Genomic DNA, 22988 nt, shown 5'->3' with positions numbered 1-22988 from the left:
ATCGATACTCGGTGTCACCCACGCCGCGCCATGCGGAAAAAATATCGGATTGGCAGCGCTATTTTGTCCGAAATCGGTCGCCGCATCGTCTAGGGGGGCGAGAGAGGTGGCGATGAATCGGTTGACGGTCGTGGGCATGCTGAAAAAAGCGAAGCATGTCCTGCTGCGCCGTGGCGTGGCCGTCGATGATGTCGATGACATCGTGCACGATGCCTATGTCCGTATCCTGCAATATGAAAAGACCAGTACGGTGCGATCGCATGAGGCGGTATTGGTGACGACCGCGGTGAACCTGTCCATCGATCGGGAACGCGTGCGCCGCAGAGCGCCGTTTACGGTTCGCCCCGCCAATCTCGATGCGATCATCGATACCCAGCCCACCCCCGAAGATATTGCCGGTGCGCGGACGCGTCTGACGCATCTGCGGACGGGGCTGGATCAACTGGAGGACAAGAGCAGGCGTATCATCCTGGCCCGGCGCCTGGATGGCCTGAGCGTTGCCACCATTGCGGAAAATGAAGGGCTTTCTGTCGCCGCCGTTGAAAAGCAGATCGCGCGTGCGACATTGCGGCTTATGCGTTGGATGGATGAGCATGCACCACAGGCCTGACCAGACGGCGATTGACGCCGAAGCAGCGGCCTGGCTGGCGCGTTTGCAGGGCCATGGGCTGGACGATGGTATCGAACAGGCATTGCAGGCCTGGCTGAGCCAAGATCCGCGCCACCGCGATGCTTTTGGGCGCGCGTGCGAGATATGGGACCTTCTGCCGGGTGCCGCCGATCATGCAATCTGGCATGAAGCGCAGGCTTATGCCCCGGCGGTGCCGATGAACGTGCCGGCGCCCGCAAGTGCACCAGCATCGGCCGGCGCCGGCAATGTGTTCACACGACCTGCGCTGGTAATGGCCGCGGCCCTTATCATCCTGTTATTGCTGACACCGATCGCCGCAATGCGCGATCCGCGCTACGAAACGGCCACGGGCGAAACACGCGTTGTGCGTCTGGACGATGGATCGCGCATCACGCTGAACACCAACAGCCTTGTTGCGGTGGACTATGCCCCCAAGGAGCGCCGGGTGCGATTGCTGCGCGGCGAGGCATTGTTCGAAGTCAGCAAAGATTCGCGCCGTCCATTTATCGTCGCGCATGAAGGCGGCCTGGTCCGTGCGCTCGGAACTGCCTTCGTGGTGCGCGATGACCCGCAGCAAGTTTCGGTCACACTGATCGAAGGCCGGGTGGAGGTAACCCGAGACGCGCCCGACGCCCGGAAAGGCGCGGTCAGGATCGCGATATTATCACCCGGTGAACGCATAACCGTAACGCCGAAGGCCGGGGCCGTGGTGGATCATCCATCGCTCAACATCATCACCGCATGGCGCAAGGGCGAAGTCATGTTCGATGATACGCGGTTGATCGACGCCGCCTCAGAATATAATCGCTATATTCGCGGAACCGAGATTGTCGTCGATCCGTCGGTCGCGTCGCTCAGCCTGTCCGGCGTGTTTACGACGCGCGATCCCATGCAGTTCGCCGAAACTGTTGCAGCGCTTCATAATATCCAGGTCCGGCAACTGGGGAACGAAATCCATATCAGCCGATAAAGCGAGCCTCCGCAAAAAAAATGCGCCCTGCCTTGTCCGGATTTGCCTGCGGCGTCGTCTGAATAGGCAAGGCGGACAAGGGACCGAAACGCAACGGATCCGCCAGATTTGGGGAGGACTTCATGGATTTTTCCAGACGCGCACGCTTGCTTGCTGTTAATGCGATTAGCGTCTTTGCTGTCGCGACGGCGACACCGGCTGCGGCGCAAATGATCTATACGATTGATCTGCCAAGCCAGAAACTGGACGTGTCGTTGCGCGCGCTGGGCAGCACGATGGGCGTCACCATTGCGTTCGATCCGGCAACGGTGCGCGGGCTTGTCGCGCCGTCGCTGCATGGCTCCTATCAGCCGGAACAGGCGATACGGTTGCTGTTACGGGAATCGGGGCTTGGCGTGCGGCCAATTTCGCGTGGTTCGTTTCTGGTTACAGCCGGCGCGCAAACCCCGCCCCGGCCACGTGCTGGCGTGCAGCAGACATCCGCCATGGTTGCGGATCCTGCCTCGACGCGGCAGCCTTTGTCGGAAGCTGTGTCCTCCGCGGATTCGCCGCCTGCGCCCATGATCGAAGACATCGTTGTCACCGCGCAAAAGCGTGAAGAAAGTTTGCAGGAAACGCCGATTGCCATCGCCGTCCTGACACAGGATGCGCTGGAACGACGGGGCATTCGCGGCGTGACCGATTTGATGGGCGGGGCAGTCCCGTCGCTGCGGATGATGCCGATATCGGGTCGGCCATCGGCCTATGCGATCGGCATTCGCGGCATTGCATCGCTGGATTCGGGCGCGATCAGCCGCGACGCGACGGTGGGCCTGTACGTCGACGGGGTCTATCTGGGGAGAACGCAAGGGCTGGGCAGCGAATTGTTCGAAGTCGAGCGGATCGAAGTTCTGCGCGGTCCGCAGGGCACCCTGTTCGGGCGCAACGCTGTCGGCGGCGCTGTCAGCATCGTTTCGAAAAAACCGACAGGTGAATTCGGCGCGACCGTAAACGCCGGGTTGAGCAATTTCGATGGCCGCAATGTCGGCGCGCATCTGAACCTGCCCGAATTTGCCAATATCAGCATCAAGCTGGAAGGTATGTGGTCCGAACGGGGTGGGTGGGTTGATAATCCGCTGGGCGGCCAATGGGATTGGTATGCCAGCAATCGCCACGGTGTGCGCGCCACCGCGTTGTGGGAACCGACGAGCGACGTTTCGGTACAATATTCGTATGACAAAGCACGGGACAAAACGACGTCCGGCTATTCCCATATAACGACATTGTTCGGCGCCACGCCGACATTGCCACCCATGTTCGGGCTGGATGTGGGCCGCCAGCGCCAGGCGCGGATGGGCGTCCCGCTGCAACCGGGTGTCGGCCGCACCGAAGGCCATAGCCTGCACGCCACCTGGGAAATCAGCGATGCGCTGACATTGCGATCGATCAGCGCCTATCGCAAGCTGACCCAATCGCAGTTCGACAATGATGCAGGCGCAACCTTGGCGTTCCGGCCCAATGGGCGGACCGGGCGTTACAGTCTGGCATATGTCGGCCAGGATCAGTTCAGCCAGGAACTTCAGCTGCTCGGCACATATGACCATCTGAAATATGTTCTTGGTGCATTTTATTTCGACGAAGACGCCAATGATTCTGCGCATGTGCTGTACACGGCCGCCTATAACGCCGCAGGCACTGGCATCATTCTGACAAATCCCCCGACGGGTGGGCCATTCCCCGATCGGGCCAGCGTCAATCATGTGAAATCCAAGGCTTTGTTCGGTCAGGCGACCTGGACACCGGCTGGGCTGTTTGACGAACGCCTGCACCTGACAGGGGGATTGCGCTGGACCCATGATCAAAAGCGCGGGGCGCTGACGGCGCTTGCCGGCAATCCTTCGCCGCTGGCCTACACCTTCGCGTCAAAGCGCCTCGATCCCGCCGCGACGATCGCGTTCGATTGGACCCCGGACATCAACAGCTATGTCCGCTGGGGAACGGCCTATCGCTCGGGCGGGGCCAACTCCCGCTCGCCCACCTTCGGGAAATTCGGGGCCGAAGAAGTGGAAAGCTGGGAAATCGGTGTGAAGAGCGACCTGTTCGATCGTCGGGCGCGCTTCAATGTGGCGGCGTTCCATACGCGGTATCGCGACATGCAGCTTGTGTTTTCCAATCCGTCCGGGGGATCGGTCACGGAAGTGATCAATACCGATCGGCCGGCAACGATCCGGGGGATCGAAGCGGATCTTACGGTGGTTCCCGTGACGGGGCTGACGCTAAACGCCAGCTACACTTATATCGACTGGTCCGTTCCGCCGCAGATCAACCCCTATAACGGCCAAGTCGAACGGGTGGTGGTGATGATCACGCCTGATCATGCGGCATCATTGTCTGCTGATTACCGTTTTGATCCCTTCTCGTTCGGGGCACTCTCGCTGCATGCCGATGCCAGCTATTCCAGCGGATCCTATGCCCATCCGTCTGACAGGGAAAAAAGCAGCCCTTATTGGCTGGTGAACGGACGGATCACCCTGGGCGAACTCCGTCTGGCGGGCGGGGAGGCGGCCATTTCGCTGTGGGGCAAGAATCTGACGAACAAGACCTACCGCATCTTCGACTATCCGATCACGGGACTGGGCACGATCAACGGCGAAATCACATATTATAACGAACCGCGCACATATGGCGTCGATCTGAAGGTGAAATTCTGATGCGGCCTCAACATTTGCGCAGCCTTTCCTTTGCACTGGCATGCTGCACCGCGACCCATGCGGTGGCGGCGCCCGGCGTGATCGACGCGCAGGCTTTTCGAAACCCGGCCGGGGCGTATGAAGTGACGTGGAAGACGGAGGGGGCGGCTGTGCCGGTCGCCGTCTTCGTCGCGGACAAGCCTGACGGCGCTGCCCCCCGCAAAGCCGTGGCTACGAATGATCGGGACGGGAAGGCGGTTATTCCCGCGAAGCTGGCGGGCAACCGGCCGTATTTCCATGTCGTGGTGGATGGTGGTCCGGACGATCCCAAAAGGGACGGTGTATGGGCCGCCGAACGTGTGCTGCCGCTGCAGCAGGCGTCGAACTTTCGCGATCTGGGTGGGTATCGCACCGTTGATGGCAAGCATGTCCGATGGGGCATGATCTACCGTTCAGGAGCGCCGGCGATGCTCAGCCCCGCCGATCTGGCCTTTGTCGATGGGCTGAATATTCGCACCACGATTGATCTGCGCTCGAACGAGGAACGCCGGCTGACGCCAAGTCTGTTCGCCAGTGCCAACGATCGGCGCACGATCAGCCACGATTATTCCATGCTGGCGCTGCTGCCGGAGAGTACACGCGGCACCATGGGTCTGCCCGAAAGGGGAGGCTATGGAAGCGTGGCGACCACGCTGGCGCCGCTATTCAAGGATGTCTTTCAATCGCTGGAAACCGCCGATGGCGCCGTCCATTTCCATTGTTCGGCGGGGCAGGATCGCGCGGGCATGACTGCGGCCCTGATCCTTGCGGCGCTGGGTGTTCCCCGCGATGTCATTTTGAAAGATTATCATCTGTCCACGTCGGCGCGCCGGCCAAAATATGAAATGCCACCGATCGACCTTGCAAAGCATCTCAACGACCCGATCGCGGCTTTCTTCGCGGCCGCGCAAAAAAGTGGGAAGGATGCGCCGCAGCCGCTCTTCGGGAAGGATGGCGTTTCAATCCTTGGTGCGACGTTCGATATGATTGATGCCCAATGGGGATCGGTTGAAGGGTATTTGCGCGCCGTTGTCGGTCTGACCGACAGCGACTTTGCCCGGTTGCGTACAACCTATCTGGAATAATCGCTGCCCGTCCGCGGCGCTTGCGACAGACGGCTGCGGGAGTTCTGCGTGGCGGGTGCGCTGCTGACTTCAAGGGGGCGCTCGTCGCACAGGAAGGTGGGATGCTGGCTCAGCCGCAATGCGGGTACGGCAAACCCGATATCGGTAAGGCGATCGACGTAGCGGTCCACCAGCCGGTCCGAACCCAGCGACACGATCGAAATCGGCACCTCCTGCCGGCCAGTCTGGGCCGCGCCCGGCCGGTGCTGCGATCGACGCGGTACAGCCGAAGGCAGCAATTATCGTGGGGACTTTCATCTTTTCCCCTCCCTGTTAGCCGGAAGGTTCTGGTGACCCCCGTCAGGTTGTGATGGATTTCAACGCCTCGGCCAGCATCGCTTTCTGTTCGGCCGGGTGCAGCGCGCCGCCATTGGCGAGGGCCGCAACGGCGATGCCCGACACAGCGGCCGACATGCGCTGATAGGTAAGCGCCGGATCGAGATCGGCGCGCACCGCCCCCTTTGCCTGACAGGCGCGGATATCGGCGATGCCGCGTTCCGCCAGTTCGCGGCCATGGTCCGCCAGATAGGCCTGCATATCCGGGTCATTATGCGCATAGACGTAAAGCGACAGACGAACGCGCCATTCCTCGGCCCGCTTATCGTCGGTTGGCAACACGGCATAAAGCCGGCGGCTGAGCGTGGCGTAGGGATCGCCGGCATCGGGATCGCCTGGTGCTGCGCGTTCGCGTTCCGCCCGTTCGCCTGAAATCCAGCGCAGCGCGCCAAACATGAGCGAAGCCTTGTCCGGGAAATAATGCTGGACACTTCCCTTCGATCGGCCGCTAAGCGCCGCGACATTGCGTTGCGACAGCGTTTCCAGCCCACGGCTCGCGATCCAGCGTACCGCAGCCGCGGCGATGATGCGGCGCTGTTCGTCATGATCGACGATCTTGGGCATCTTGGTCCTTCTCGATTCGACGGGCAGTGGGCGCCGCCAATTCGCTCCTAGCGACGTCGTCGGGGATGAGGGAAGATGGCATGCATTTTTATCATCCGGTCGGACTATAAAGCCAACTTCGCAATCCATATGGACGAAAATAATCCCGACTCGGGCAGGGGGCCGTCACAACCGCACACGGCGCCCATAAAGCGGGCCGAGCATGTCGCGCATCAGCACTTCGCGCCAGAGTGCGTCGTTCAGGAATCCTTGCAGCGTTGTATCGATCTGGCCCCGTGCAATCCGGTCGCCATATTCGACGCGGGGGGCACCCGTGTCCTGCCGGGGTGCCGAGCCTTGTCCTTCAGCAGACCATGCCGCCTGCAGGTAACCGATAAGCCCGATCGCCCCATCCAGCCGATAGCGGGCATAAGCATCGTCGATCTCGGGCTTGATGATCGTGGCCAGTAGATCGCGCAGATAATCAAATTCGAAATCGATAGTCGGGCGAGGCCCCGCTGCGGGTATCGTCTCATCAAGCGTTATGCCCTCGGCGCGTGCGATCAGCCGGATCAACGAAATTTGCGAGAGGCGAAAATAGCTGCTGGTCAGCCCGTAATCCAAGCCAGTGTGGCGGCTTTCCAGGCCGAGGGCGATGGGCACACTGAACCGCGCCATCACCAAGATCGTCGCATAGACCAGTTCTTCTACGGTCCATGCCTGTCCCGAAGCCTGACGATAGAGCGCAAGCAGCCGATCCGCATCGGCCATCGGCTGGACAAGCGCACGGGCGAGCACACAACCAATATCTTCGAGCGGATGGCCGAGATGGGCCATTTCCCAATCGACTACCCCGGTGACACCGGCATCATCGAACAGGAAATTCCCCGGCCCGGCATCGCCCTGAACCAGCACAGCCGGCCGATCGTCCGTCGGCAGGCGATGGCGCAGCCAGCGGAAGGCGAAAAGCGTGAGGGGGTCAGGATCGGCAACGCCAGCGTTCAGCAGTGCTTCCCAAAGGTCCAGATCGGCGATGATCGCCTGACGGATCGTGCGGCCGGGTGGCAGGTGATCGAGCGCGAGAGACGCGATATCGACCGCATGGCATTCCACCAGTGCCTCAACGAAAGTCCGTTCGACACGGTCGCGTTGTGCATCGTCAGTGATCATTGCATAGGTCGCTTCGCCGGGAAGGCAATGCATCGCCATCGTGGTCGTTTCCTGATGCCAGCCCAATATGCGCGGTGCACGGGCCCGGCCGTCCAGGCGGGCGAGAAGTTCATATTCGCGCTTCAGATCGAAAGGTGTTTTGGGGCCGCTACCAAGATCGATCTTCAAAAAGGCACAGCCCGGTCCGCTATCGAGCGTCACGCGGCAGCTGGAGCGAAAGGCACCACCGCTGATGCGCTGGATGGAGGCAATGCCCGCGCCCGTCAGTGCGCCGACCCAGTCGCGAAGAAGGCCGTCGCGGGCGGGATCGTCGACGATCCCGGTCATGCCGCCGCCCCGCGCGCCTGAGCGAAGGCGCGATAGCCGTCGGGATGCCACGTGTCCTGCAATTCGCCATAGGCCGTGGCATCGCCGAACTGCCATTCGGCGAAGCTCGACCAGTTGAACATGCCGGGCTGGACCTGCACGGCAACCGCCGTCAGCCGACGGCCCTGCGCCTCGACCTGCCGGCCTTGCACATCCACCGCGCGCAAACGGCAGCTTGCCGGCGAAAGATCGTCGGCCCGGCTGATCCGGGCTTCCCCTTCGGCCAGCACAGCATGCACCCCGTCGCGGATCAGGTAGCCGGACAGCAGCGTGAAATGTTCTGGATCGTCGCGTGCATGGCCGACCATCAGAAATGCATCCCGTGCCGATGCGGTGGCGTGGAAATAGCCGATATGCATCGCCGTCAGATCGTCGCGACGCGGCCCCCAGCTGCGATCGCGCACGCAATGGCAATCCACCGCCAGCGTTTCGCCGTTCACGCGAACCGAGCCGGTATAGTGGCCGGGCTGGTCGATATGGCCTTTGAAGATGCCGATGTCCGCCGTGGACGCGGCGGTCGCGCTTACCGTCGCGGTGGCGGCAAAATGGACGTCGAACGCCAAAGCTGGATGAGCATAGCGGATGCGGTAGGCTTGCCCGCTTTCAACGACATCGATCACCACGCCTTGCGGCATTGTCAGTCGCGCCCCTTCCAGCATCGTGGCTGCGCCGTCGAACCGGCGGCTCCAGGCATAATCATGATGCGTCATCGTCCAGGGCAGTGATCCACCATCATCCCAGGCGAAGACGCCCCCGCCGCAGATGCCAAGATTTGGCCGGAACCAGGGATAGACGTAAACCGAAAGCCGACGTTCGGGCACGTAAAAGGCGAACCACCAGGATTCAAACCAGCTATCGTCGGAACCTGATGGGTGCAGCCTGTCGTCATCATGCAGCATGATCCGGCCCCTTCTTTTATATAATCCAATTGGATTAAAAAGAATGCGCGGCCATGGCAAGGCTTAATGGCTGATGATGTCGCGCTGTGCTTTACGATGTGCCGCCAAGGCGGTTCCGGTGGCCATGCAGGCAAGCGCGGTTTACGCTGGGATCTCACATAACTGCCGGGCGGCGGTGAACCGCTGGGTGGAGCGCTATCTGCTCTGGACCGTCGCCTCGTTATCCACGGAGCATCTGGAACAGGCCGCCGAGGACTGGCGTCAACCATGCACAATTGACCGCCCACCCCGATGACTTCATCGACGCATATAATTATCGCCGCCGATCGAGGGCCCTGCACGGCCTCACGCCATGCGAATATATCTGTAAATGCTGGGTAAGCGAGCTCGAACGCGTCGCCCTAAATCCGCATCGTCAAATGCCAAGACGAAACATATAATGAGGCATAGCCAGAACCATGATGTCTGAGATTATTCGAGAACAGTTGCTGCAATCCGGTATTTTGGCGTCGGCAGCCCTGCTGGCGGCCCTGTTTGCCATTCGCTTCGTGGTCGGGCGGGCATTGAAGCGAGGAGAAGGGTTTCCGCCGCTGGTCGTGCGCCGCTGGACTGCCAGCCTGCGCAATGTGCTGATCCTTGTTGCGATTTTGGGTCTGGTGATGATCTGGGCGCCGCAACTGCGCACCTTCGCGCTGTCGCTTACCGCCTTCGCTGTGGCCTCGGTCATCGCGATGAAGGAACTGATCATGTGCTTCTCGGGTTCGGCGCTGCGCACCTTGTCGCGCGCCTATTCGGTAGGTGACTATATCGAGATTGGCGGCAAGCGCGGCGAGGTGATGGACTTCAACCTGCTGGTTACGCGGATCAGGGAGTTCGAGAAGCGGGATGGATCGTTCAATCGCACCGGAAGGGAGGTCATCCTTCCGCACAGCTTGCTCCTCAGTTCGCCGGTACGCGTGGAAGGACATGCCGGTGGACGCGTCCGGCATGTCTTCAACATGACCTTTGAGCCGGACGCCAATCTCTTCGCCGAGCGCGCCGCCATCGAAGCCGCCGCACTTGAGGCTTATGAGGGTACGGCCGAGGGCCATTCACAGCCGCAACGAGGCGCGTCGGCGGAAGATGACATCACCGTCGGCGTCGGCACGAGCGATATCGGCAAATACCGGCTTGAGGTCATATTCTACAGCAAGCCTGAACGCGTCGGCGACACGGAGCGAGCCATCGCCACCCGCATCGGTGACCGGGTTCACAATCTGCGCACTGAAGGAAAGATGGATGTGCGCAATGAGAGTTAAAGCGGCCAGGCCCAAAGCGGCAGCCGCCTCAATCTGGATTGATCTTCCCTCGGTTCGGCGGACACGCAGCGCTAGCCGTTCATGTGCAGTTCGGTCTGTTCAGGCGTGAGACACCCGAGGTCCGAGTGCATGCGGTGTCCGCCGAGCCGAGGGGATATCCATTCTTTATTCCACTGTACCGGTGGGCTGCACCAACAGGAGTATAAAGAAGGTTTGGAGCGCGGCATCCTGCTTCATTCAAGCGGATGGTGACCCCTACGGGAATCGAACCCGTGTTTCAGCCGTGAGAGGGCCGCGTCCTAACCGCTAGACGAAGGGGCCGATCGATGCGGAGGCGCGTGCTTATGGGGCAGGAAAGGGTAAGTCAAGCATAGTTGATGGACTATGCCGGAGAGGCTTGCCACCAAGGCCAGCGGGCCGCGATGGCGGGTTCAATGCCGCCGCCTTGCATCCGCGATCTGTCCGCCGGCTCGCCGAGGTTGCGGCGTGCCGGCGGCAAAGAAGGGCCTAACCCCGTGCTGCGAGAGCGGTTTCTGCCTCGGCAATCAGTGCTGCGATAATGTCGGCGACCGGTTCTTCCTTGGTCACCATGCCGACCGACTGGCCAGCCATGATCGATCCGTTTTCGACATCGCCCTCGATCACGGCGCGGCGCAATGCACCTGCCCAATAATGTTCGATCTGGAGCTGGGCTTCGGCCATGCCGAGCCGGCCTTCGTCCAGAGCCTGAGCCACTTCGCGTTGCTTGGCCGTGAACAATTCGGTCGAGGCATTTTTCAGGGCGCGCACCGGGATCACCGGCAGGCGCGGATCGATCTGGACGCTGGCAACGGCTTCGCGGGCCGATGCGCGGATGAAGGCTTTCTTGAAATTCGGATGCGCGATCGATTCCTGCGCGCAGACGAAACGGGTGCCCAGTTGCACACCAGCGGCGCCCATTTCCAGATAGGCCGCAATCGCTTCGCCGCGGCCGATGCCGCCCGCCACGAACACGGGCAACTGATCGGCAACGACCGGCAGGATTTCCTGCGCCAGAACGGATGTGGAAACAGGGCCGATATGGCCGCCGGCCTCCATGCCTTCGATCACCAGCGCGTCCACGCCCGATCGGATCAGTTTCTTGGCAAGCGCGAGCGCGGGGGCAAAGCAGATGACCTTCGCACCAAATGTCTTGATCTTGTCGATCGCCCCGCCGGGGGGCAGGCCGCCCGCCAGCACGACATGGCTGACCCCATGTTTGCCGCAAACGTCGATCAGTTCCAGCAGATCGGGGTGCATCGTGATCAGGTTGACGCCGAAGGGCTTGGCCGTCAGCGCCTTGGTGCCGGCGATTTCGGCATCAAGCAGCGCGGGCGTCATCGCCCCGCATGCAATGACGCCGAAGCCGCCTGCATTGGATATCGCGGCAACCAGATTGCGTTCGGAAACCCACGACATTGCGCCGGCCAGAATGGCGACGTCGGTGCCCAGGAATTCCGTACCCCGCGCCATCAGCGCGGCAAGGCGGCTGCCGGCCTGGATCACGCTTCCACCGCCTCTTCTTCGGCATCAAGGCCGTAAGCGGTGTGCAGGACGCGCACGGCGAGTTCGGTATAATCGTCCTCGATCAGCACGCTTACCTTGATCTCCGACGTGGTGATCGCCTGGATGTTGATCCCGCGATCGGCCAGCGCCTTGAACATTGTTGCGGCGACCCCGGCGTGACTGCGCATGCCGACGCCGACAACCGAAACCTTGCAGACGTTGGTCGCGTGCAGGACACGTTCGAAGCCGATCGTCGGCTGCTGCTTTTCCAGCACGTCGAGCGCACGGGTCAGTTCGGCCTTCGGCACCGTGAAGGTGACGTCGGTCGATCCGGTTTCATGGGCGATATTCTGGACGATCATGTCCACGTTGATGCTGGCGTCGGCCAGCGGCGTGAAGATCGTGGCGACCGCGCCGGGGCGATCGGGCACGGCGACCAGCGTGACCTTGGCTTCGTTCTTGTCGTGGGCGATGCCCGTGATCAACTGACGTTCCATGCTTCCCTCTTCGATCTCGTCGTCACCGACGATCAGCGTTCCCCGGTGTCCTTCGTCGTCGCGGCTATCGTCGAACGACGACAGCACCCGGACGCGCACCTTTTCCTTCATCGCCAGCCCGACCGAACGGGTCTGGAGCACCTTTGCGCCGACGCTGGCCAGTTCCAGCATTTCTTCATAGGTGACGCGGCCCAGCTTGCGGGCGCGGGGCACGATGCGGGGATCGGTGGTGTAGACGCCATCGACGTCGGTGTAGATGTCGCAGCGATCGGCCTTCATCGCGGCCGCGACGGCCACGGCGGACGTATCCGATCCGCCACGGCCCAATGTCGTCACGCGTTCGTCTTCGGTCATCCCCTGGAAACCGGGGATGACGGCGACCTGGCCGGCGGAAAGCGCTGCATCCAGCCCTTCCGTGTCGACGGTCGCGATGCGGGCCGAGGCGTGGGCGTCGGACGTGCGGATCGGCAGCTGCCAGCCCAGCCAGCTGCGGGCGTTCACGCCCATCGACTGGAGGACGATGGCGAGCAGGCCGCTCGTCACCTGTTCGCCGCTAGCGACGACCACGTCATATTCGCGCGGGTCGTAAAGCGCGGACGCCTCGCGGCAGAAATTGACGAGGCGATCGGTTTCGCCGGCCATGGCGGAAACCACGACGGCAACCTGGTTGCCAGCGTCCACCTCCTGCTTCACGCGGTTGGCGACGTTACGGATACGTTCGATACCGGCCATCGATGTGCCGCCGAACTTCATGACGATACGGGCCATGGGCAGGTCTATCGCTCTTATTTGATCAGGAACCGGCTTTGCGCGCGGTGTGGCGGCCTGATAGGGGGGTGCTGCCATGAACGCAAGCGCACCCGATACGATAGACCCCGTCGAGACCGCCCATTTCGGCGCAATGGCGGCCGATTGGTGGAATCCCAAGGGTTCCTCCGCCATGCTCCACCGCCTCAATCCGGTGCGGCTGCGCTATATCCGCGATGCCGTGGACGCGCATTGGCATGGCGATGGCGTTGGTTTCAAACCGCTGGCCGGCCGCCGCGCGTTGGATGTCGGCTGTGGCGCGGGCCTGCTGGCCGAGCCGCTGGCCCGGCTTGGCGCGTCGGTGACCGCCATCGACGCCGCGGCTGAAAATATCGCGGTCGCCAGGGCGCATGCCCAGGGGCAGGGGTTGTCGATCGATTATCGCTACGGCGCGATCGAATCGCTTGGCGATGAAACCTTCGATGTCGTGATCTCGCTTGAAGTGATCGAACATGTCGCCGACCCGACAGCCTTCGTTGCCGGCCTTGTTCGCGCGCTGGCGCCGGGCGGGTTGTTGGTCCTGTCGACGCCCAACCGCACGCCGCTGTCGCGCCTTGCCCTGATCACCATCGGCGAAAGCCTGGGCGGTATCCCCAAGGGCACGCACGACTGGCACAAGTTCCTGACGCCGGAAGAACTGACCGCGCTGATCGAAACCGCAGGCCTGCGCGTGACCGACGTTACCGGGCTGTCCTTCACTCCGATCCAAGGCTTCCATCTGTCGGACAATGTGGCGATGGATTATCTGCTGACGGCGAAACGGATCGAGCACGCGCCATCGTGAAGCCGCCACTGTCCTACATGGTACGACCGGTGCTACAGATTGCTTGCCAAACGGTTCTTTCTCTCTGTGATATCAATCGCTTCGGTCGATCTGAGTAAAAATCTCCGATATCCTCAACTTCCTCAACTTAGCGATCAGAAATCCACCTTGTCATAATGATCGGGCGGACTGACGATCTCCATCCGTTCGGACAATAAGGGCCGGAAGCTGGGGCGCGATTTCAGGGCTGCGTACCATTCCTTCGTCCGGTCGTGGCCGCGCCAGTCGATCCCGCCGAGATAATCGGCCACGGATAGATGCGCGGCGGCCGTCAGATCGGCGAGGCTGAGCACCGGCCCGCCGATCCAGCGACGGTGGTCCAGCAGGTAATCGACATAATCAAGGTGGCCATTGGCGGCTTTCATCGCCTCGCGCAGCGCCTTGGCGTCAGGCGTCATGCGGTGAACGATCCGTTTCAGCATCCGTTCGTGCATCAGCGGCGCCACCACTTCGGCATACATACGTTCGTCGAACCAGGCGACGAGCCTGCGAATTTCGGCGCGATTGGCGGCGGTGCCGGGCAGCATCGTCGCTTTCTCGATGGTTTCTTCGAAATATTCGCAGATCGTGGAGGAATCGATCAGCACGATTCCGGCCGCGTCGTCGGCCATTACCGGCGTCTGGCCCGCGGGGTTCATGTCGAGAAACTCGTCCCGCTGGGTCCACGGCGATTCGCGGACCAGTTCATAGCCGACAGCCTTCTCCCCCAGGACCAGACGGACCTTGCGCGAAAAGGGGCATAACGGGAATTGAAAGAGCTGCCACATGATCCGTCCCTGTTACGGGTGTGAACGCGTTGGCGGAAGTGGTCACCGCGCGATTAACCAAATATTCCTGCAGGGCCGATTTATCAGGCCAAATTGACACTTTTGGCCATTTCTTCCGACGCGCTCATTCTCGGCTTTATTGCTGTCGGCTACACCGGCGTTCGAACCGGGCGACAACAGCCTGTTAAGGAGAGGGGCGGGTATGGCGCTACGCGTGGGCTATATTGGTCTGGGGAATATCGGCCTGCCGATGGCCGAACGGCTGCTTCGGCCTGAACTGAACCTCACCGTTTTCGACATGGCCGAAGCAGCGGCCGCCAATTTTCAAGGCAAGGCACGCATAGCGGAAAATGCGGCCGATGTCGGCGCATCGGCCGATCTGATCGGCATCTGTGTGCGTGACGATGCAGATGTGGAACAGGTTGTGACGGCCTTGCTGACAAGGATGCGTTCCGGCCTGATCGCGATCCACAGCACCGTCCGGCCTGCTACGGTCCTGGAATTGGCGGCTCGTGCCAAGGTGCATGGCGTAACGGTGATCGATGCTGCGGTTACCGGCGGCGCCGATGGTGCGCGCAATGGTCGGCTGACCTGCATGGTCGGCGGGGATCCGGCAGCACTTGATCAGGCCCGGCCGTTGCTGTCGGCTTATTGTTCCAACATTGTCCATGCTGGTGCGACCGGTCAGGGCATGACGCTCAAAATCGTGAACAATCTTGTCACTTATGTCGAACTTCTCGGGGCGGTGGAGGCCTATCGCCTTGCCGCCGCCGCCGGATTGGATCCGGCCCGGCTGAGTGAAGTGATGACTGACAATGGCAATTTGACACCATCGATGCGGGCCTATGTCGGCTTTCGCGCAAACGGTCCGGCGCAGATTGGCACAGACCTCTTTGTGGCGACCCAGACGGCGCTCGCCACTCTGGCCGAAAAGGATCTGGCGCTTGCCATCGATCTCGCTGCCGATTGCGGCCTTGCCGTGCCGCTGGGCGATGCGACTGCCCGCCTGTTCCGTGATGCCGTGACGAGGATTTGACCCAATGGCGCTGTTTCCAACCTCGCGACTTTATATCGATGGCAGCCTGCGGGACGCCGAAAATGGACGCACCTACGATAATATCGGCCCGGCGACCGGCACCAAGGTCGGCGAAGCGGCGAATGCCTCGCCGATGGATATGGATGCGGCGATCGCGGCGGCCCGACGGGCTTTTGACGAAAGCGACTGGCCTGAAAACCGGGATCTGCGCGTTGCGTCGCTGGTTCGTTTTCGCGATGCCTTGAAAACCCTGGCGGATGAATATCGGGCGCGCATTTCGGCAGAAACAGGCGCCACGATCGGCGTGACGCGCGGCCCTGGCCTCGATGTACCGATCGCCTTCATGGACTGGACGATCGATCTTGCCCGGACGTACGACTATCAGCGCGATATCGGCGTGACTTCCACAATGGGCACGCCAACGCGGCGGCTGGTGATCCGGGAAGCAGCCGGCGTTGTCGGCGCGATCACACCGTGGAACATGCCGGTTCAGATCAACCTGGCCAAGATTACCGCGGCACTGGCCGCCGGATGTACCGTTGTGCTCAAGGCCGCGCCCGATACGCCATGGTCGGCGGCGTTGCTGGGCGAGGCGGCGATAAGAGCCGGGTTGCCGGCAGGCGTGCTCAATATCGTCACTGGCGAGGACAAAGCGGCGCTCGGCGAACAGCTTGTCGCCGATCCACGCGTGGACATCATTTCCTTCACCGGATCGACCGCCACCGGCAAACGGATCATGGAAAACGCCGCAAAGACGCTGAAACGGGTGTTCCTCGAACTCGGCGGCAAATCGGCGAATATCGTTCTCGACGATGCAATATTCCCGGATGCGCTCTATTCGTCGCTCGCCGTTTGTTACCATGCCGGGCAGGGCTGTTCGCTGCCGACCCGCATCCTGCTGCCCCGATCGCGCTATGACGAAGCCGTCGCCACAATCGCGGCGATGTATGATGCGATGCCCTATGGTGATCCGGACGCCGAAGACCAGATCCTTGGCCCGGTCGCGTCGAAGGCACAATATGATCGGGTGCTTGGTTATATCGAACTGGGCCGACAGGAAGGCGCACGGATCGTCGCCGGTGGCGGCGCGGACGAAGCCAAGAGTGGCTATTACATCAAGCCGACCGTATTTGCCGATGTTCGCAATGATATGCGGATTGCGCAGGAGGAGATATTCGGTCCCGTCCTCGTCGCTATTCCCTACGATGACGACGCGGATGCGGTGCGGATCGCCAACGATTCGATCTTCGGGCTGGGGGGCGCGGTGCAATCGGCGGATCCTGCCCGCGCGCTGGCGGTGGCGCGGCGTATCCGCACGGGATCCATCAATATCAATGCAGCCAACATCTTCGCAGCGGACTCCCCGTTCGGTGGCTACAAACAAAGCGGCATCGGCCGCGAAATGGGCGTCGAGGGATTTGAGGAATATCTGCAGATCAAGACGATCGGAGTAGGGGCATGAGCATCGCGGGCAAAGTCGTCATCGTCACCGGCGCGGCCCGTAACATGGGCTATCATACAGCGGCGGCACTGGCACGACGGGGCGCCAGGGTCGCGATCTGGGGACGAAACGTGGACGCGCTGGACATAGCGGCGCGATCGATTGGTGGAGATGTGCTGCCGCTGGCGGTCGATATCACAGACGCCGCCGCGATCAGTACGGGAATGGACCGGGTAGCGGATCATTTCGGCGGGATCGACGGCATCGTCAACAATGCGGGTGTGGCTTATCCCAACCGTATCGAAAATCTCGATATTGGGCAGTTGGAAGAACAGATCCGGATCAACCTGCTTGCGCCGATCCTGACGTGTCGGTCCGTGATTCCCCATCTGCGCCGACGTGGCGGCGGGCGCATCGTCAATGTCTCGTCCGCTACCGTGCATCGTGACGGCGCATTCAGTTTCCTGTCGATCTACGGGGCGACGAAAGCAGGGATGGAGCGCTTTACCGATGAACTGCGCCATGAGGTGCAGCAAGACGATATTGGCGTCACCACATTCATTCCGGGCGATACCAGCACCGGTTTCGGCCAGGGGTGGGATGAACAGGTGGTGGGGGCCGCATATGCCGACTGGCTGGAACGTGGCCCATATTGGAATGGAATGATGCAGGTAGAGGATGTTGGTGAGCAGATCGCCCACTGTTTCGACCTGCCGGGCAAGGCTGCGTTCGAGTTTGTGTTGATGCGGCCGGTGGGGCGTGAACCCAAGATACTCGAAGGCGGTTGAATTCACACCCGTGCGAGAACCTCCTCGGTGAAGAGTTTAAGGCATTTCCACGCCCGTTCCGGCGCAAGGCCACCGGCCATCGGGTGAAGAATCGGCCGATAGGGGCGATCGAGGCTATGTGCCCGCTCCAGGCACTGCTCCGGCGTCAAAATCTCGTACGTGCCTGCTGCCCTTAACGCATCGATCGAACCACTGCCCGCATCGTAAACCCGTTGTACTCCGGCTTTTGCCCAGCGTGCATACTGATCCACTTCCTTGAGGAAATAGGGGCCAAGTTCCTGCCACGCTGCATCAGGATCAGGATCGACGAACAGCAACGCCATATCTGTGAACGTCTCGACGCGGGCCGTGGTGCCAAGGCGTTCGCATTCGGCGATATAAATGGCCTCGATATCCGGCATGGGCTGGCCGGGCAAAAAGGGCAGGCCCCACCGGGCCGCGCGCCTGGCGGCGGCCGCGCTCATGCCGCCATAATAAAGCGGGGGGTGCGGCCGGGTATAGGGCAGGGGCGAAACGTGGACCGTTGTGCCGCGATAGTCGAACGGTTCCCCGGTCCATGCCTTCAGCAAGGTATCGATCAGAAAATCGGTATCCACGCCGCGTGTATCGAAATTCCGGTCCAATGCCAGATATTCGCTGGGGCGATATCCCTGACCCAATACCGTCAGAAAACGGCCGCGGCTGACCAGATCGAGCATGGCGATATCTTCGGCCAGCCGGATCGGATCATAAAGCGGACCGAGCACAGCCGATCCGCGAATGACGATATTGTCGGTGCGAGCCGCGATCATACCGGACAGCAGCAAAGGGGAGGGGAGCCAGCCCATTTCAACGTCATGATGCTCTTCGACGTTGACGACAGCGAAGCCGGCCTTGTCAGCATATTCCGCCATCGCGATCGCCGCGCGGTAGCGATCGGATTCCGCCGCACGGCTGTCGCCCCGACCGCTCATATTGAACCTCAAGACGGCATCGATCACGGCCATTTGCGGTCATCCCTCCATGTAAAGCGCGCGCCGGCTGTACGTTTCCCACGCGACGAACCCGTTTGGCTTAGCTCTTGATCTGGGCAGCCGCTTTACGCATCGTATCTGTTTCCTCCGGCGCGCCCGGGCGCATGCGCTTACGGAAGGATTTCGGTGTTTCACCACAGGCGCGACGAAATGCGACCGAAAAGCTGCTGGAACAGGTGAAGCCCAGCTTGAAGGCAATATCCTTGATGAGGAGATCGGTGTCCGCCAGCATCGACGATGCGCGATTGAAACGCACCTGTTCCACATAGTCATAGATGGTCTGGCCGGTCGTCTGCTTGAAGGCACGGCTAAGGTGACGACGGCTTAGCCCGGTCAGCAGGGCCAGATCGCTCAGCGAAGGCGTGCCATTTTGCGTTTCGACATATTCAATGATCTGGCGATGGGTGCGCCGCGCCAGTCCACCGCGCTGGATGGTCGATCGGGGCTGGAGATCATTCACGTATCGTGCGATTTCCACCATCAGCGACGTGCCAAGCGATTCCGCCAACACACGGGAGGCAAAACCCGGCGCTTCCGCCTCATTGGCGAGCCGGGCCAGCGTGTCCGTGATCCGGGGGCTTTTTACGTCAAGACAGCCGACCATCTCATTCGGATGCACCAATTCGTCCAATCCGGTGATCCGGGCATAGGCATCCTGACTGAAAATGCACCGAATCGCCTGTGTCGGCCCGCCTTCGGCGCGAACCTGCAACGGCACGTTCGCCGGGATTACCATGATGCGGCCGATATCCTCAAAACGCTTTTCGGCGCCGTCGATCAGGTACCGTCCCGTTGAAAAAGACTGCTTGCGCTGACGCTGCATCGCGATCGTGTGGTGCGGTTCGTTATGCGTGAACTCCACCGGCGACGGGTGGACCATGCTGACGATCTGAATGGCGCAATTCGGGGCCGTTATGGCTGCATCCACGTGCGCCGAAGACTGGATGTTTGCTTGTTCGGTCTCGATCACTGCCTCAAGCCTCTCTCAGTTATCCGTTTCTCCGCATTCCGCATTTTATCGTTTTGACCCTGCGGCCACCTTGCTATGCGTCAAGAGCTAGTATCATTGCTGCGCATCTCAAAGATAGTGATAAGATGCGGTGCGCACAACGCGTCCGTTATACGACATTTGTCCCTAACGCCTAACAGCCAGAGGTCGCGGCTCGACGGGCATGATGAGAGGATGAACGGATAACGGAAAAAGGAGAGCGCTGATGTCGGTTTGGTCCCATGCGGGCAAGAAAGTGCTGGTGATCGGTTGTTACTCGGGCATCGGCCGCGCCGTGGCTGAGGAACTGGTGCGGCTTGGCGCTGTGGTTCACGGAATAGACTGGAAACCCGTCGACAATCCTGGCCTATCCGCGTTCACATTGTGCGACTTGCGAGACATCGGATCGATTGATGCTGCGCTGACCGAAATCCAGGGTCCGCTAGACGCCGTATATTATTGCTCGGGTCTGCCGCAGACCCATGCCGCAGCGGATGTGGTGACCGTCAACTTCATCAACATGCGCTACTGCATCGAACAGGTGCGGACGAAGATTAGGGACGGTGGCGCGATTGCGGTCATCGCATCGACCGCGGGGAATGGCTGGGTCAATCGCGCGGCTCTGATCACAGAGTTTGTCGCCACGCCCGATCATGTTTCGGCGCAGGCATGGGTTGAGCCGCGCCTTGCCGGTGTCGGCGATCCATATTCCTTTTCCAAGGAGGCTGTAATCGCATGGGGAATGCGGGAATCGGCCCATATTCTGGCTAATCGGGGCATCCGCCTCAACTTGCTCAGCCCGGGACCAACGATCAGCGGGATGACCCCGGATTTTGACAGTTTCGCCGGACCGAAGGTGATTGATGTCTATACGCAGCCGCTCGGGCGGAGGTCTTTGCCGGAAGAACAGGCTTGGCCACTGATTTTCCTCAATTCGGATGCGGCAAGCTATGTCAACGGCTGCAATTTCATCGCCGACGCCGGCTTTACCGCAGGAATGGCGACGGGGCAGATTGATCTGGATCGGTTGCTGGCGGAGGCTGCGGCATGAGCGAGGAGAATCGCCGCGCGGCTGGCGAGGCTATGTTCGAGCGGGTTTATGGCGCGGTTGTCCCCGTGCCGCCCCCGGAAAAGCGGGACACTTTTGTCAACGGCACAATCGACCACCTGTTCGGGGAGATATGGACGCGCGACGTACTCGACATTCGATCCCGTCGCTTGCTCATTTTGGGCGCGGTGCTGGCGCTGGGCGAGGTCGGCATTCAGGAAGTCCAGCTTCGTGCTGCCCTGGCCAACGGTGAGCTGACATCAGACGAAGCTCGTGAAATTTTGGTCTTCATGGTAAATTATATCGGTTACCCCCGGGCCTCCAGCTTTCAGCAGGTGCTGAATCGCGTGCTGTCGGATCGCGAGTAGCGCGCCACTAGGCGTTATATTCGAGAGACATCTCCGACGAAATCGGTTGTTGCAGAGGGCAGTCGACGTCAAACTGCGGACCAGATATATAATTTCGCTGCGCAATGTGCGCGCGCTGCTGAGGGTGAATGCATGAAAGAGGTTAAGGTCATGACCGGCTGGGACCATGAGACCGACGTGCTGGTCGTGGGATCGGGCGCGGGCGCCATGACAGCAGCGATCGTTGCGGCAGACCATCACGCCGATGTCCTTGTGATCGAAAAGGGCGAATTGTTCGGCGGGACGAGCGCCACGTCGGGCGGTGTCATCTGGATTCCGAACAGCCATCTTGCCAAAGCTGCGGGGCAGCAGGATTCCCGTGAAGAAGCGATCCAGTATATTTCGGCGCTGGCCGGCGATGTCGAACCGGGACGGATCGAGGCGTTCGTCGATATGGCGCCCGCGATGCTCCAATATGTCGAGCGCGAGGCCGACGTGCTCTACAATTCCATTCCCTATACAGATTATCACGCCGAGTTGCCGGGCGGTAAGCTGGGTTGGCGTAGCCATGATCCCGTTCCACTCGACGGCCGCCTGCTGGGTGATGATCTGAATAAATTGCGCCCCACCCATCCGGCGGCCATGCTGTTCGGCAAGATTTCCTGGACGGCGGCGGAAGCCGCGCCGATGATCACCCGTTGGCCGGGCTGGATTTCCAGCATGATCAAGGTGCTCTGGCGCTATTATTCGGACGTTGGCCAGCGACTGAAATCAGATCGCAGCCGCTACCTGACCGGTGGCAATGCGCTGGTTGGTCGACTGAAGCTCGCCATGGACCGGCGCAAGGTGCCGCTGTGGCGCAAGACGGCATTTGATGATCTGATCATTGAAGGTGGCCGCGTGGTTGGCGTGACCGTCATCAGGGATGGCCAAACACAGCGCATTCGCGCACGCAAGGGCGTGATCCTTGGCGCGGGCGGTTTTGAGCGGAACAGCGAGTTGCGTGGCGAAAACCTTCGTCGCTCGCCCGATCCCGACGTCAGTGGCGGTCAGCCGGATAATAAGGGCGATGCACTGGTGGCGGCCCAGCGGGCGGGAGCCGCGACCCAGCGGCTTGATTCCGCATGGTGGGCGCCAACGGTGAAGGTGCCCGGCGAAGATCGGGCACGGCCATTGTTCTTCGAACGTTCGCTGCCCGGCTCGATCATCGTCAACCAGGCCGGCAAACGTTTCACCAATGAAGCGGCGTCCTACCACATCGTCGGCAAGGAGATGTTCGAGAAGAATGTGCCCGGCGCCGAAACCACGCCGGCCTATATCATCTTCGACGCGACGTTCCGGCATAAGTATCCGATGGGGCCGGTGATGCCGCTCTTCCCCGATTTCACGATGCGGGGCGAGGTGAAGCAGATTTTGACCAAGGCGAATAGCATCGCTGAACTGGGGGCGAAACTGGGGCTTCCGGTTGAGGCTCTGCTTGAGACGGTTGAGCGCTTTAACGCCAATGCGCTGCGCGGCGAGGATCCCGATTTCGGACGGGGGCATCAGCCTTATGACCGTTATTATGGCGATCCCAAAGTGCAGCCGAATCCCAACTTGCTGCCGTTGGAAAAGGGACCGTTCTACGCCCTTCCGGTCAATCCAGGCGATATCGGCACCAATGGTGGCCTGGTGACGGACAGCAACGGCGCGGTGTTGGATGAAGCCGGCAAGCGGATTCCGGGGCTGTACGCCATCGGCAACACCGCATCGTCGGTGATGGGCCGGTCCTACCCCGGCGCCGGCGCCACGATCGGCCCGGCGATGACGTTCGGCTATGCCGCCGCACGTGACGTGACGGGAGCGAACCAGCCCGCGGGCTGAC

The 22988-nt window shown here is 61.2% G+C and carries 23 protein-coding genes and 1 tRNA gene; 13 read left to right on the top strand and 11 right to left on the bottom strand.

Features of this window, described 5'->3' with window-relative positions; all coding sequences use genetic code 11:
• Nucleotides 1–112 precede the first annotated feature (112 nt).
• Together KC8_RS02900 and KC8_RS02895 are read left to right on the top strand one after the other, a co-directional pair.
• Nucleotides 113–610, top strand: coding sequence for an RNA polymerase sigma factor (locus tag KC8_RS02900; protein ID WP_037495268.1), 498 nt, complete (start codon nt 113–115; stop codon nt 608–610).
• Nucleotides 594–1601: a FecR family protein gene (locus KC8_RS02895; protein WP_010123598.1), complete on the top strand. Its 1008-nt coding sequence runs from the start codon at nt 594–596 to the stop codon at nt 1599–1601. The genes KC8_RS02900 and KC8_RS02895 overlap by 17 nt, the downstream gene beginning before the upstream one ends.
• Here KC8_RS02895 and KC8_RS20485 read toward each other — a convergent pair.
• Nucleotides 1591–1725: a hypothetical protein gene (locus KC8_RS20485; protein WP_257789638.1), complete on the bottom strand. Its 135-nt coding sequence runs from the start codon at nt 1723–1725 to the stop codon at nt 1591–1593. The two genes, KC8_RS02895 and KC8_RS20485, sit on opposite strands and share 11 nt — an antisense overlap.
• A gap of 85 nt (nt 1726–1810) precedes the next feature.
• On the opposite strand from KC8_RS20485, the gene KC8_RS02890 reads away from it, so the two are divergent.
• Both KC8_RS02890 and KC8_RS02885 read left to right on the top strand, forming a co-directional pair.
• Entirely contained in the window at nt 1811–4291 is a 2481-nt protein-coding gene (locus tag KC8_RS02890) for a TonB-dependent receptor domain-containing protein (RefSeq protein WP_050805344.1), read from the top strand.
• The gene (locus KC8_RS02885) at nt 4291–5394 is read left to right on the top strand and encodes a tyrosine-protein phosphatase (RefSeq protein WP_010123600.1); all 1104 of its coding nucleotides are present in this window, start codon (nt 4291–4293) and stop codon (nt 5392–5394) included. Before KC8_RS02890 ends, KC8_RS02885 begins: the two co-directional genes overlap by 1 nt.
• Here KC8_RS02885 and KC8_RS02880 read toward each other — a convergent pair.
• From KC8_RS02880 to KC8_RS02865, 4 genes are all read right to left on the bottom strand, one after another.
• Nucleotides 5382–5603, bottom strand: a complete 222-nt coding sequence (locus tag KC8_RS02880) for a hypothetical protein (protein ID WP_138956592.1) — start codon at nt 5601–5603, stop codon at nt 5382–5384. The two genes, KC8_RS02885 and KC8_RS02880, sit on opposite strands and share 13 nt — an antisense overlap.
• 130 nt (nt 5604–5733) lie before the next feature.
• Entirely contained in the window at nt 5734–6333 is a 600-nt protein-coding gene (locus KC8_RS02875) for a TetR/AcrR family transcriptional regulator (protein ID WP_010123603.1), read from the bottom strand.
• Nucleotides 6334–6498: 165 nt separating this feature from the next.
• On the bottom strand, nt 6499–7809 hold the full coding sequence (locus KC8_RS02870) for a phosphotransferase family protein (RefSeq protein ID WP_010123605.1): 1311 nt from the start codon (nt 7807–7809) through the stop codon (nt 6499–6501).
• Nucleotides 7806–8747: a DUF7065 domain-containing protein gene (locus tag KC8_RS02865; RefSeq protein ID WP_010123607.1), complete on the bottom strand. Its 942-nt coding sequence runs from the start codon at nt 8745–8747 to the stop codon at nt 7806–7808. The genes KC8_RS02870 and KC8_RS02865 overlap by 4 nt, the downstream gene beginning before the upstream one ends.
• Before the next feature lie 275 nt (nt 8748–9022).
• On the opposite strand from KC8_RS02865, the gene KC8_RS19740 reads away from it, so the two are divergent.
• Together KC8_RS19740 and KC8_RS02860 are read left to right on the top strand one after the other, a co-directional pair.
• Complete coding sequence (locus tag KC8_RS19740) at nt 9023–9187, top strand: IS3 family transposase (protein WP_157663895.1); 165 nt, start codon at nt 9023–9025, stop codon at nt 9185–9187.
• Nucleotides 9188–9208: 21 nt separating this feature from the next.
• Nucleotides 9209–10045, top strand: coding sequence for a mechanosensitive ion channel family protein (locus KC8_RS02860; RefSeq protein WP_158217664.1), 837 nt, complete (start codon nt 9209–9211; stop codon nt 10043–10045).
• A gap of 246 nt (nt 10046–10291) precedes the next feature.
• On the opposite strand, the gene KC8_RS02855 is transcribed toward KC8_RS02860, so the two are convergent.
• The 3 genes from KC8_RS02855 to KC8_RS02845 all read right to left on the bottom strand — a co-directional run bounded on the left by KC8_RS02855 (nt 10292) and on the right by KC8_RS02845 (nt 12834).
• Nucleotides 10292–10366: transfer RNA gene (locus tag KC8_RS02855), tRNA-Glu, on the bottom strand.
• A gap of 186 nt (nt 10367–10552) precedes the next feature.
• Nucleotides 10553–11536, bottom strand: a complete 984-nt coding sequence (locus KC8_RS02850; protein WP_037495312.1) for an NAD(P)H-dependent flavin oxidoreductase — start codon at nt 11534–11536, stop codon at nt 10553–10555.
• Nucleotides 11537–11565: 29 nt separating this feature from the next.
• Nucleotides 11566–12834, bottom strand: a complete 1269-nt coding sequence (locus KC8_RS02845) for an aspartate kinase (RefSeq protein WP_010123611.1) — start codon at nt 12832–12834, stop codon at nt 11566–11568.
• Between the two features lie 76 nt (nt 12835–12910).
• Between KC8_RS02845 and ubiG the strand changes: the two genes are divergently transcribed.
• Entirely contained in the window at nt 12911–13657 is a 747-nt protein-coding gene (gene ubiG / locus KC8_RS02840; protein WP_010123612.1) for a bifunctional 2-polyprenyl-6-hydroxyphenol methylase/3-demethylubiquinol 3-O-methyltransferase UbiG, read from the top strand.
• A 134-nt stretch (nt 13658–13791) separates the two neighbouring features.
• On the opposite strand, the gene KC8_RS02835 is transcribed toward ubiG, so the two are convergent.
• Nucleotides 13792–14463 carry a glutathione S-transferase family protein gene (locus KC8_RS02835; protein WP_010123613.1) on the bottom strand — a complete coding sequence of 224 codons (672 nt, stop codon included), beginning with the start codon at nt 14461–14463 and terminating at the stop codon, nt 13792–13794.
• A gap of 202 nt (nt 14464–14665) precedes the next feature.
• On the opposite strand from KC8_RS02835, the gene KC8_RS02830 reads away from it, so the two are divergent.
• Genes KC8_RS02830 through KC8_RS02820 form a run of 3 tightly spaced genes read left to right on the top strand, consistent with a single transcriptional unit; the run spans nt 14666 to nt 17728 of the window.
• Nucleotides 14666–15499, top strand: coding sequence for an NAD(P)-dependent oxidoreductase (locus KC8_RS02830; RefSeq protein WP_010123614.1), 834 nt, complete (start codon nt 14666–14668; stop codon nt 15497–15499).
• Nucleotides 15500–15503: 4 nt separating this feature from the next.
• Nucleotides 15504–16961 (top strand): aldehyde dehydrogenase family protein, encoded by a 1458-nt coding sequence (locus KC8_RS02825; RefSeq protein WP_010123616.1) that lies wholly within the window; start codon nt 15504–15506, stop codon nt 16959–16961.
• Nucleotides 16958–17728 carry an SDR family oxidoreductase gene (locus KC8_RS02820; RefSeq protein WP_010123618.1) on the top strand — a complete coding sequence of 257 codons (771 nt, stop codon included), beginning with the start codon at nt 16958–16960 and terminating at the stop codon, nt 17726–17728. Before KC8_RS02825 ends, KC8_RS02820 begins: the two co-directional genes overlap by 4 nt.
• Before the next feature lie 2 nt (nt 17729–17730).
• On the opposite strand, the gene KC8_RS02815 is transcribed toward KC8_RS02820, so the two are convergent.
• Nucleotides 17731–18714 carry an LLM class flavin-dependent oxidoreductase gene (locus KC8_RS02815; RefSeq protein ID WP_010123619.1) on the bottom strand — a complete coding sequence of 328 codons (984 nt, stop codon included), beginning with the start codon at nt 18712–18714 and terminating at the stop codon, nt 17731–17733.
• Nucleotides 18715–18781: 67 nt separating this feature from the next.
• Nucleotides 18782–19711, bottom strand: coding sequence for an AraC family transcriptional regulator (locus tag KC8_RS02810; RefSeq protein WP_010123621.1), 930 nt, complete (start codon nt 19709–19711; stop codon nt 18782–18784).
• A 244-nt stretch (nt 19712–19955) separates the two neighbouring features.
• Here KC8_RS02810 and KC8_RS02805 point away from each other — a divergent pair, with 244 nt between their 5' ends.
• The 3 genes from KC8_RS02805 to KC8_RS02795 all read left to right on the top strand — a co-directional run bounded on the left by KC8_RS02805 (nt 19956) and on the right by KC8_RS02795 (nt 22987).
• Nucleotides 19956–20780, top strand: a complete 825-nt coding sequence (locus tag KC8_RS02805; RefSeq protein ID WP_010123624.1) for an SDR family oxidoreductase — start codon at nt 19956–19958, stop codon at nt 20778–20780.
• On the top strand, nt 20777–21145 hold the full coding sequence (locus tag KC8_RS02800) for a carboxymuconolactone decarboxylase family protein (RefSeq protein ID WP_010123625.1): 369 nt from the start codon (nt 20777–20779) through the stop codon (nt 21143–21145). Before KC8_RS02805 ends, KC8_RS02800 begins: the two co-directional genes overlap by 4 nt.
• A 132-nt stretch (nt 21146–21277) precedes the next feature.
• Nucleotides 21278–22987 (top strand): FAD-dependent oxidoreductase, encoded by a 1710-nt coding sequence (locus KC8_RS02795; RefSeq protein ID WP_138956593.1) that lies wholly within the window; start codon nt 21278–21280, stop codon nt 22985–22987.
• Nucleotide 22988: the final 1 nt, after the last annotated feature.

This window comes from Sphingomonas sp. KC8, assembly GCF_002151445.1.
Taxonomy (GTDB): Bacteria; Pseudomonadota; Alphaproteobacteria; order Sphingomonadales; family Sphingomonadaceae; genus Sphingomonas_E.
The sequence above is the reverse complement of the archived record's forward strand: the minus strand, read 5'-3'. Positions and strand labels throughout refer to the sequence as shown.